Source organism: Methylomonas rosea, assembly GCF_024505055.1.
Lineage (GTDB): Bacteria > Pseudomonadota > Gammaproteobacteria > Methylococcales > Methylomonadaceae > Methylomonas > Methylomonas rosea.
This window is the reverse complement of sequence record NZ_JANIBL010000094.1, coordinates 1-9911: the sequence shown is the minus strand read 5'-3', so window position 1 is coordinate 9911 and position 9911 is coordinate 1. Positions and strand designations below refer to the sequence as shown.

The window sequence follows — 9911 nt, the reverse complement described above, 5'->3', positions numbered from 1 at the left end:
AGTAGTACTGCTATTGGATGTGCTGGAGCATTTGCCCTCTGCCGACGATGCCATTCACGAAATCAGCCGTGTATTAAAGTCGGGAGGTAGTTTGATAGTCCAAATACCGTTTTTGTATCCCTTGCATGATGAGCCTAGGGACTTCTCGCGATTGAGTCGCCATGGCTTTGCTGCGATAGCAGATAAGCACGGGTTGGATATTGAGTGTTGTAATGCTCAGGGTATGCCAATTGAAACTGCCGCTTTACTGACAAATATCTCTATTTCGAAACTTGTTCTAGGCTGGATCGCTCGAAAAGAACCGGCCTTGATTTTTTCGATATTGGCACCGATCTTGATTCTACTGATCAATTTGGTTGCGAAAGCAACTAGTTGTCTCGTTCAGCAGGATGATTTTATGCCCTATAGCTACCAAGTCCTTGCAAAAAGGCTTATCAAATAATTACCTCATTGGCAAAGAGCGCCAATAGCATTGCTTGGCTGTAAATACTTGACCAAATTACTGGGTTTATTTATAGTCAGCTTTATTTTCATTAGTTTGTAAGGGGTTTGAGATGCGGCTTACTACAAAAGGGCGTTACGCGGTCACCGCGATGCTGGATTTGGCTTACCACAGCCAATCCAATCCGGTGACTCTGACTGACATTGCGACACGGCAAACCATTTCCTTGTCTTATCTTGAACAATTGTTTGCTCGTTTGCGCAAGGCCGGCATGGTGAAAGGCGTCCGCGGACCTGGTGGCGGTTATACGCTCAGCCGTAGCGCCCGGGATATTAATATTGCCGACATTATCGAAGCAGTCGACGAACCTGTCGATTCGACCAAATGCGGTGGCAAAGCTAATTGCCACAATGATGAGCCTTGTCTGACGCATGATTTGTGGATGGGCTTGAGCGAGCAAATTCGCGCGTACTTAAAAGAAATTAGTCTTGGACAATTGCTGGAACGAGATTTTGTCAGCGACGTGGCAAAAAGACAGAGCAAGCACGTGGAGCATGTCATTGAAATGCAACCCCGCCAGGAAAAGCGCATCGCTTGATGATCTACCTGGATCATAACGCTACCACCTGCAGCGATGAGCGGGTGGTGGAAGCGATGTTGCCATACTTGCAGGGTATGTATGGCAATCCATCCAGTCTTTACAAGCTTGGTCGCATAGCCCGCAGTGCGATAGATACAGCACGGGAACAAATCTCTGCACTTATCGATGCGCCAGCAGCAGGAATAGTTTTTACCAGCGGCGGTACGGAAGCCAACGCACAGGCAGTGGCAAATGCTCGCGGTGTGGGACTGGCTATTTCAACTATTGAGCACCCTTCCATTTTCGAAAACGCCGAGTATCACCAGCAATGTTTCCGGCAATTGCAAACACTTTCGGTAGACGTTACGGGATCTGTGCCGCTAGCCTCGTTGCATCGAGCAAATTGGCATGCCGGCGATCTGGCATCAGTCATGCTGGCGAACAATGAAACTGGGGTTATTCAGGACGTTGCTGTCATCGCCGAACGTTTGGCTGAGCAAGGTGTCAACCTGCATACCGACGCAGTCCAGGCCCTGGGTAAAATACCATTTTCGTTCAGAAAACTGGGTGTTAAATTGATGAGTTTATCCAGTCACAAAATATACGGACCAAAAGGCTGCGGTGCATTGGTGGTTGCGGAAGATTTTGTTTTAAAGCCCTGGCTACGCGGGGGCGATCAGGAGCATGGCTCGCGGGCCGGCACGGAAAATGTGGCGGCGATAGTGGGTTTTGGCAAGGCGGCCGAGTTGGTTATGACGGAAATGGGCTTAAGGGAACAAAGGATGTTGGCGCTGAGAACTCGCTTGGAGCGAGCCCTACGCACTATTCCAGGCTTGGTGATATTTGCCGAACACGCCAAAAGATTGCCGAATACCGTGCAGTTTGGCATTAACGGCATTAACGGCGAAATGCTGTTAATGCAGTTGGATCAGCGAAATATCGCGGTTTCCAGCGGCTCGGCCTGTTCCGCGTCTTCCGGCGAGATCAGCCCGGTGTTGACTGCTATGGGTGTGGAAGCTTCTTTGGCCAGGTCAGCCATCCGCGTCAGCTTGGGTAAAGATAATAACGAAACCGAAGTCGATCAATTCGTCGACATCTTAAAAGCATCGATAGCAAATTAGTTAGGAGAATTAGCAATGGCTATTACCGTTACCGAAAGTGCCGCCAGGCAAATCCAAAAACAGTTACAAAAGCGCGGAACAGGCTTAGGTTTGAGACTGGGAGTCAAAACCTCTGGATGCTCCGGGTATGCCTATGTATTAGATTATGCCGATCAGGCCGAAGCCGATGAGGTGATATTCGATCAATACGACGTAAAAGTGCTGGTGAAACAGGCTGATCTGGATAAATTGAGCGGCATTGAGCTGGATTATGCCAAGGAAGGATTTAACGAGGCCTTTAAATTCAATAACCCCAATGTAAAAGGCACCTGCGGTTGCGGAGAGAGTTTTTCGGTTTAGTTTATAGAAACGCCGGCTTTGCAATCTCGATAAAGCCGGCGTCGTCGGCGCTTATTTCATATTAGCGCCGCAGTTTCCTTCCATTTTTTTGCCGTCAGCGGCTTTGTCGGCGGCTGGCGCAGCGGGTTTGTTACCCGCACACTTGCCTTCAGTAGCGGCTTTGCTATCGGTGCTTTTTTTCATCATAGCTGCACCGCATTTCCCTTCTCCGCAAGAACCGTCTTTCATTTTATCGGCACCCGCTTCAGGTTTGGCTTCGGCTGTCAGCATATAACCTGAGCTCAACTCAGACAATGCAAATGGATTGCTGTAAGCTTGGGCGATATTACCAGCCAGCGTTGGCAACAGGGATGCGCCGATTGCAATGGCAAATGGGGTTTTGTTGATTTTCTTCATACTATCTCCTGTGGAAAAAACGAATTGTTCTAATAAGTGGTTTGCAACCAGAACCCTGCATTTTGGGCAATGGGCCTGTCGCTAATATCACAAAAAAGCCTTGTAAAGTAAAGGCGGGAAGATTCTGCCAATCGGCATTATACTTGCGCCCGAAACGTCAATTTTCCGCAACCTGCCGATGCGATACCCACTATAAACATGACTTCAACAACAACCATATTCCAACTGGGGGCCGAGGTATTGCGGCGGCAGGCGCAGCCTGTTGACGACTTTGCCTGCCTGGAGTTCCACAAATTGATTGAAACCATGCACGAAACCATGCTGGAGTCTAATGGTGTCGGCATAGCCGCCCCGCAACTAGGCGTTTCCCGGCAAATATTGATCATCGCTTCCCGGCCTACAACCCGTTATCCGCATGCCCCGGACATGCAGCCGATTCTGATGGTCAATCCAAGTTTCGAAATTGTTGACGGCACTTTGTATAAAGATTGGGAAGGCTGTTTAAGTGTGCCGGGTATACGCGCGCTGGTGCCGCGTTACCAGGCTATCGATGTGCAGTATCAAAATCAGCAAGGCGAATTCTGCCGCTTGGCATTGCAGGATTTCCCGGCTCGAGTATTCCAACACGAATTCGATCATTTGTTGGGCTTGGTGTATCTGGATAGAGTTGAGAACAATCAGGATATTATTGCCGAAACCGAGTTTTTCAAACGCATCGCTGCCTAGGAGCCGATTGAATGAAGTTTGTGTTGTTGTTAGCGGGCCTTTTGATTAGTTACAGCACCATGGCACTGCCGCCACTGTCTTTCAGTCAAGTGGCGCCGGGCGTCTATCTGCATACCGCCGCCCATCATTGGCCGGATCGGGACAATCACGGCGAGATTGCCAATATCGGCTTTATCGTCGGTGAGCGCTGCGTGGCGGTGATCGATAGCGGCGGTAGTCCGCAGCAGGGGGCGGCGTTACGCAATACTATCAAGCAAGTGACCGCTAAGCCTGTTTGTTATGTGATCAACACCCATGTGCATCCCGACCATATCTACGGCAATATCGCCTTCAAGGAACCGGGTGTGCAGTTTGTCGGCCATCATAAGCTGGCGCGTGCCATGGCCACGCGCGGCGACCATTACCTCGGTCGCGCCGCGGAATTGTTGGATATTCAGGTCAATCAAGACAATATCATTCCGCCCGATATAGAAGTAAAAGACAACCTGACTTTGAACCTGGGAAATCGCGAACTGCTGCTGACCGCGCATCCGAGCGCGCACACCGATAACGATTTGAGCGTTTACGACAAAACTACCGACACTATGTGGCTAGCCGATCTGCTGTTTTTAGAGCATATTCCGGTGATAGACGGCAGCATCAAAGGCTGGTTGTCGGAGATGGAGCGCTTGGAGAAAAATCACTACAAATTAGTCGTATCCGGCCACGGCCATCTGGTGAAAGACTGGCCGGCAAGTCTGCAGCCGCAAAAAGCCTATTTAACTGGCTTGGCAACCGAAGTTAGAGCAATGATCAAGCAAGGTAAAACCTTGGAACAGGCGGTGAATAGCGTCGGCTTGCCTGCCAAAAAGAATTGGCAATTATATGAACAATTCCACCGCAAAAACGTGACCATCGCGTTTGCCGAGCTGGAATGGGAAGATTAAACAGAGGAGAGTAAAAGCATGCACAAACTTAACAACATTGTTTATCTGCTGGCTTTAATGATTTTGCCCGCGACCGCTGCCGCGGAAGGCGATGACATTACCTGGAACACGGTTTTGAAAAGCCAGTTTTTCGCCGGTAAAAACATCGAAGAATCCAACACGGTTATAGAGTTGGATGCCCCTTATCGGGCGGAAGATCCGGCGATTGTGCCGGTTAAAGTCACCAGCAAATTTCCGCAAAGCAAAGATAAATACATCAAAAAGATCTGGCTGTTCGTCGACAAAAACCCGTTTCCATTTGTCGGCGAATTCGAGTTCTTTCCAGAGAGCGGCAAAGCCGACTTGGCTTTGCGCGTGCGCGTCAACACCTATAGCGACATCCGCGCGGTGGCCGAAACCAATGACGGCAAGTTCAGCATGACCAAAAAATTCGTGAAAGCCAGCGGCGGCTGCTCGGCACCGATCGGCGCGGATCTGGATGAAGCCATGAAGCGGTTGGGTAAGGTTAAGTTTCGGCTCGACGACGGTGTGCAAAGCGGCCAACCCGCGTTGACGCAATTGATGATCAGCCATCCCAACCTCACGGGTATGCAGATGGATCAAATGACCCGATTTATCAGAAAATCGCACTTCATCGATCAATTGAAAGTGACGTTTAATGGCAAGCCCGTACTCAACGCGAAAATCGACATTGCGATCAGCGCCGACCCGAATTTCCGCTTCTACTTTGTGCCGGATAAGGCCGGCGAGTTAAAAGCCGAATTTACCGATGTGTCTTGTGAATCGCCAACCAGCCGGAATGTTTGCAGCAAGGGCGGCAGCTACTCGCAAAGTTATACGGTAAGTCCTTAATGGTCAGTCCGCCAATCAGAGGCGTACTGCTGGCACTAGGCATGCTGGCGTTTGCCGGTGATGCATTCGCGCTACGCTGCGGGCATAAGCTGGTCCAGGTGGGCGACTATAAATCCGAGGTCTTGGAAAAATGCGGGGAGCCGGATTCCGTCGAACAGCGCAGAGCAATCCGTGGCAGCCGCTTGCGGCATCCCTACGGCGCATTGGAGATAGATCAATTTGAAGAGGTGCTGATAGAAGAATGGGTATACAACTTCGGGCCTCGCAAGTTTCAGCAGCTATTGGAATTTGAAGACGGCGAGCTGAAAAAAATCCGCAATTTAAGTTACGGATACTAGGGGCTGTTGCCGTTTTACATAGGTAACCAAATGAATGCGCAGGCCAAAGCGACGACGCTTTCAAAATTGCGTTTCAATTTGTCATATCGCGTAGCGATGGCCCTGAAATGCTTCAGTCGCGCAAATACGTTTTCAACGAGGTGACGGTATTTGTAGAGGCACCAATCCATTCCGTCATTCCCGACAGTTGAATTCTGTTTTCTAGGAATGATGGGCATGCCGCCTTTCTCTCGAATTTGAATCCGTAAGGGGTCACTGTCATAGCCTTTGTCAGCGATCATGTAGTTAGCCAAAGGTAGTTTAGCCACTAATTCCGGCGCTTCTTTGCAGTCATGGACTTCACCACCGGTGATCGAGAAATGAATAGGAAGCCCACAGGCATCAACGGCCAGATGGATTTTTGTGGTGTTACCCGCGACTGATTGCCCAATCGCTGCATCCTGTTCATAAGCCGCGCCACTACTATGCTGATGCGCTTTCACGATACTGCCGTCAATAAAGGTCCATTCCAAATCCGGTTCCACAACCAGCCCCCGAAAGATGCCCATCAGTTTTTCTTGAAGCGACCACGCATTGAATCGTTTGTAGACTGCATTCCACTTACCAAACGTTGCAGGCAGGTCTCTCCAGGGACAGCCGACTCGCATGCGATAAAAAATCCCTTCTACCGTTTGTCTGAGCGAAGGCTTGTCATAAATCCCAAGGCTTAACAGGATGGCTTTGAATTTATTCCAGTAGTCGTCCGTAAACAGTTGTCGTGGCATCGCTTGAGTGGCTTTTGATTGAAAAACTCAATCAATTGGGCTCGTCAGCGCGATTTCAAGACGAGCATTCCAAAATGGCAACAGCCCCTAAACGGTCAGGCTTTTAATCCAAATTCAACCGCTAAAAAAAGCCCGCCGAAACGGCGGGGTTAGCAGGATTGCCACAGGAGAGCACATCTCACCGAATTGTCGGTAAACCATTAATCTGTCTTACGGTCATTGCGTACTACATACCCTGCTGAGCCGGGACGCTGAAACTACCAAAATGCTGCGGCGCACCGGGCATTAAAGGGTTGTCTTGTACCACCGCCCTGGGTTTTTGCCAGTGTCCGGCCGTAGCCGGCCGTCCCAGAAAATAACCTTGCAGCAATTTGCCGCCGGCATCCAAGGCAATATCCAGTTGCACTTCGTTTTCAATGCCTTCAATGATCGCCTGGGCACCCAAGGCCTGGATGATTTCGATTAACTTCGGCAGCACCCGGCGGATCTTGGCATCGGTTTGCGCCTGATGGATGATGCTTAAATCCAGCTTCACAAAGCTGGGTGACAAACGCCACAAGCGGTCCAGATTGGAATGCCGGCTACCGAAATTATCGATAGCCACCTGAAAGCCACGATCACGATAATTGTCCACCGCTTCTAGCAACTGTTGATCGGCTTCCACCGCGTTTTCCATGATCTCCAACACGACGTTTGTGGTCGGCACCGAATGCAGATGCAGAATGTGTTCGAACACTTTGCCGTGCGTGTTCACGCTCACCAACAATTTGGGGTGTACGTTTAAAAACAGCAAACCCTTTTCCGCCGGTAGATTCAGATAGTTAAGCATGTGCAGGGTTCTTGCCACCCTATCCAGCTTCACCAGCTTGCCTTGGTTATCCGCCCAACTAAACGCAAAGTCCGAGTTCACGGCTTCCAAGCCGGTGGACGTGCGCAGCAGGGCTTCGTAGCCAAGTAGTCCCTGGGATTTTGCGGCATCGAATATCGGTTGAAACTCGCTGCGCAATTTCAGGCCGATAAACCGGCTCAAAACTTCCTGTTGCTGAATTTCCAGTTTGAACTCGTCCAGATCCAGATACAAAGCCCGTTCCAGATCGTCACGGAGCAATTCGATGGTATTTTCCACCATGGCTATACCCTCCCCTCTGCCGAATCGTTCTCAGCGCCCATAAATCGTGTCGAACACACCGTTATCGTCGAAGTGTTGTTTTTGTATCGCACCCCAACCGCCCAGTTGCGCGACGCTGACCAACTCCAAATTGGGGAATTGTTTGGCGTACTTAGCCGCAATATCCTTGTCGGTCGGCCGGTAGAAGTTTTTGGCGATGATCTCCTGGGCTTCCTTGGTGTAGAGATATTTCAGGTACTCAGTCGCCAAGTCCTGGGTACCGTTCTTCTTCGCCACCGCTTCGATCACGGCAACGGGCGGTTCGGCCAGGATGCTGAACGGCGGGGTGACGACTTCAAATTTATCGGCGCCGAATTCCTTCAACACCAGATAGGCTTCGTTTTCCCAGGTAATCAGTACGTCGCCGATTTCGCGTTCGGCAAAGGTAGTGGTGGAGCCGCGCGCGCCGGAGTCCAGTACCGGCACGTTTTTAAACAGCTTCTCCACGAAAGCCTTGGCGGCGTCCTTGCTGCCGTTTTTCTTTTCCGCGAATGCCCAGGCCGCCAGGTAGTTGTAGCGGGCGCCGCCGGAGGTTTTCGGGTTGGGGGTAACGACGGACACGCCGTCTTTGATCAAATCGTCCCAGTTTTTGATAGCTTTGGGGTTACCCTTGCGCACCAGAAACACGATAGTCGAGGTGTAAGGCAAGCTGTTGTTAGGCAATTTGCTTTGCCAGTCTTTCGGTAACAGATTGGCTTTCTCGTGGATTTGATCGATGTCTCCGGACAGGGCCAAGGTCACCACGTCGGCTTCCAGGCCATCGATCACGGCGCGGGTTTGTTTACCGCCGCCGCCATGCGATTGTTGGATGGCGACGTCTTCGCCGGTTTTGGTTTTCCAGTATTGGCTAAACAGTTGGTTATATTCTTTGTACAACTCGCGAGTCGGGTCGTAGGAGACGTTCAACAGGGTGCGTTCGGCCAGCGCGTTGCCGCTGATAGCCAAGGCGATTCCGAAGAGTAAAGGCTTTACTGATTTTGAGAATGTCATGGGTGCTCCTGAAAATAGGTTATCGGTCTGTTTGCGGCAAGCTGGGCTTTGTTTGACCACGTTGCGTATGCTACGCAAAGCCAGTAACCAACAAAAACGATATATTTAGAATTAAATATCTGATATTGAGATATTGGATTCCAGATACAGACCTAAGCAACGCATGGCTAGGTTTGCCGTAAACAAAGGCTTTCAGGGAAATTTCGGAACAGCAGCGAGTAAGGAGTTCGCTAGTTTTGGCGTGATACCAGAGCATAAAACAGCGGGAAACCGAAGCTTCCCGCTGCTCACCAAGATCAAACCGCCGCGATCTTACGCCGCCCTACTGTCGCCAATCCGGCCAGCGCACTGCCGAATAACCAGACAGCACCGGGAACAGGCACTTGCGAGACGGTGATGGTATTGCCAGCCAGGGAAAAATTCAGGGTATCGGAACTCAAGGTGAGCCGATAGTCGCCATGATCGCGGGCGGGAAGCCCGGTCGGTAAGGTCAAGTTATCGTTAGTATTGATACCCGCGACAGCTTCACTGGTCGATAAGGTGTAATCGGCCACCAGATACAAATAATTGCCGGCCTGCAAAGTTACGTTAAACGCCGGATCGCGCAAGAAAAGCGAACCGTCCGCCGAACCGTCGGTGTTAGTCAAAATCGGCTGATTACTGCTATCGGGGCAGTGATTGCCGTCGGAATCGTCGCAACGCGCCAACATATCGCCGGCATCCAGCAAGCCGTCATCGCGGTAGATATACGTATCCGGGTCCAGAAAAGTAATTTCACCGTCGTTGTTCAGGTCGATTTCCTGGTAACCGGCGGTGGATGTTTGCTTTTGAGTGGCCTCATAAGCCAACACATCGACTTTGAAAGTGCCGCCGCTCAGCATATTGATTTTCCAAGTATCGTAAGTAGTGCCGCCGCTTACTTTATAAATGGTTCCTGACACTTCCAGAGTATTTGCTTGGGCCTCGGCAATGAGCGCACACCCCGCCAATCCAGCGATGCCGATTGATTTTATTAGTTTATTCACGATTACAACCTTTATGTTGATTGAAATTAGAGCGCATTGGGATCTTGATTTTCGGGGTCTCTAAAAATTCGTCATTCCCGCCTATTCGGAAGCGGTTAGACCGCCCGGCGCGTCTAGTTTGTAAAGTCCGCGACAGAAACGAGTATGAATGATTGGAAGTCCCTAATCGTGTTAGCCGTTTCCACACCTATGGCTAAGCACGGTGAGCCACATACAATATTCAGACCAAAAAACATTTTTCTTT

Annotated in this window: 13 protein-coding genes; 8 read left to right on the top strand and 5 right to left on the bottom strand. The window is 50.3% G+C overall.

Features of this window, described 5'->3' with window-relative positions; translation table 11 throughout:
* From NP589_RS20440 to NP589_RS20425, 4 genes are all read left to right on the top strand, one after another.
* A partial coding sequence (locus tag NP589_RS20440) for a methyltransferase domain-containing protein (protein WP_256608626.1) occupies positions 1-442 on the top strand: 442 nt, incomplete at its 5' end.
* 112 nt (positions 443-554) lie between these two features.
* A complete protein-coding gene (gene iscR / locus NP589_RS20435; RefSeq protein ID WP_256608625.1) occupies positions 555-1040 on the top strand; it encodes a Fe-S cluster assembly transcriptional regulator IscR in 486 nt (161 codons plus the stop codon).
* Entirely contained in the window at positions 1040-2143 is a 1104-nt protein-coding gene (locus NP589_RS20430) for a cysteine desulfurase family protein (protein ID WP_256608624.1), read from the top strand. Before iscR ends, NP589_RS20430 begins: the two co-directional genes overlap by 1 nt.
* Positions 2144-2158: 15 nt before the next feature.
* Positions 2159-2482: a HesB/IscA family protein gene (locus NP589_RS20425; RefSeq protein ID WP_026603991.1), complete on the top strand. Its 324-nt coding sequence runs from the start codon at positions 2159-2161 to the stop codon at positions 2480-2482.
* A gap of 51 nt (positions 2483-2533) precedes the next feature.
* Here the strand turns inward: NP589_RS20425 and NP589_RS20420 are convergent, their stop codons facing one another.
* Positions 2534-2878, bottom strand: coding sequence for an HvfA family oxazolone/thioamide-modified RiPP metallophore (locus tag NP589_RS20420; RefSeq protein WP_256608623.1), 345 nt, complete (start codon positions 2876-2878; stop codon positions 2534-2536).
* Positions 2879-3076: 198 nt separating this feature from the next.
* On the opposite strand from NP589_RS20420, the gene def reads away from it, so the two are divergent.
* From def to NP589_RS20400, 4 genes are read left to right on the top strand one after another with little or no spacing between them, the layout of a single operon-like run.
* Positions 3077-3604 (top strand): peptide deformylase, encoded by a 528-nt coding sequence (gene def, locus NP589_RS20415; RefSeq protein WP_256608622.1) that lies wholly within the window; start codon positions 3077-3079, stop codon positions 3602-3604.
* Between the two features lie 11 nt (positions 3605-3615).
* Positions 3616-4530 (top strand): quinoprotein relay system zinc metallohydrolase 2, encoded by a 915-nt coding sequence (locus tag NP589_RS20410; RefSeq protein WP_256608621.1) that lies wholly within the window; start codon positions 3616-3618, stop codon positions 4528-4530.
* 18 nt (positions 4531-4548) lie between these two features.
* Positions 4549-5382 carry a quinoprotein dehydrogenase-associated SoxYZ-like carrier gene (locus NP589_RS20405; RefSeq protein ID WP_256608620.1) on the top strand — a complete coding sequence of 278 codons (834 nt, stop codon included), beginning with the start codon at positions 4549-4551 and terminating at the stop codon, positions 5380-5382.
* Positions 5382-5720, top strand: coding sequence for a DUF2845 domain-containing protein (locus NP589_RS20400; protein ID WP_256608619.1), 339 nt, complete (start codon positions 5382-5384; stop codon positions 5718-5720). The genes NP589_RS20405 and NP589_RS20400 overlap by 1 nt, the downstream gene beginning before the upstream one ends.
* A 14-nt stretch (positions 5721-5734) precedes the next feature.
* On the opposite strand, the gene NP589_RS20395 is transcribed toward NP589_RS20400, so the two are convergent.
* The 4 genes from NP589_RS20395 to NP589_RS20380 all read right to left on the bottom strand — a co-directional run bounded on the left by NP589_RS20395 (position 5735) and on the right by NP589_RS20380 (position 9667).
* The gene (locus tag NP589_RS20395) at positions 5735-6484 is read right to left on the bottom strand and encodes an IS5 family transposase (protein ID WP_256608618.1); all 750 of its coding nucleotides are present in this window, start codon (positions 6482-6484) and stop codon (positions 5735-5737) included.
* A gap of 226 nt (positions 6485-6710) precedes the next feature.
* Positions 6711-7613: an EAL domain-containing protein gene (locus NP589_RS20390; RefSeq protein ID WP_256608617.1), complete on the bottom strand. Its 903-nt coding sequence runs from the start codon at positions 7611-7613 to the stop codon at positions 6711-6713.
* 30 nt (positions 7614-7643) lie between these two features.
* Entirely contained in the window at positions 7644-8642 is a 999-nt protein-coding gene (locus NP589_RS20385) for a sulfate ABC transporter substrate-binding protein (RefSeq protein WP_256608616.1), read from the bottom strand.
* A 296-nt stretch (positions 8643-8938) separates the two neighbouring features.
* A complete protein-coding gene (locus NP589_RS20380) occupies positions 8939-9667 on the bottom strand; it encodes a VPLPA-CTERM sorting domain-containing protein (RefSeq protein ID WP_256608615.1) in 729 nt (242 codons plus the stop codon).
* Positions 9668-9911 lie beyond the last annotated feature (244 nt).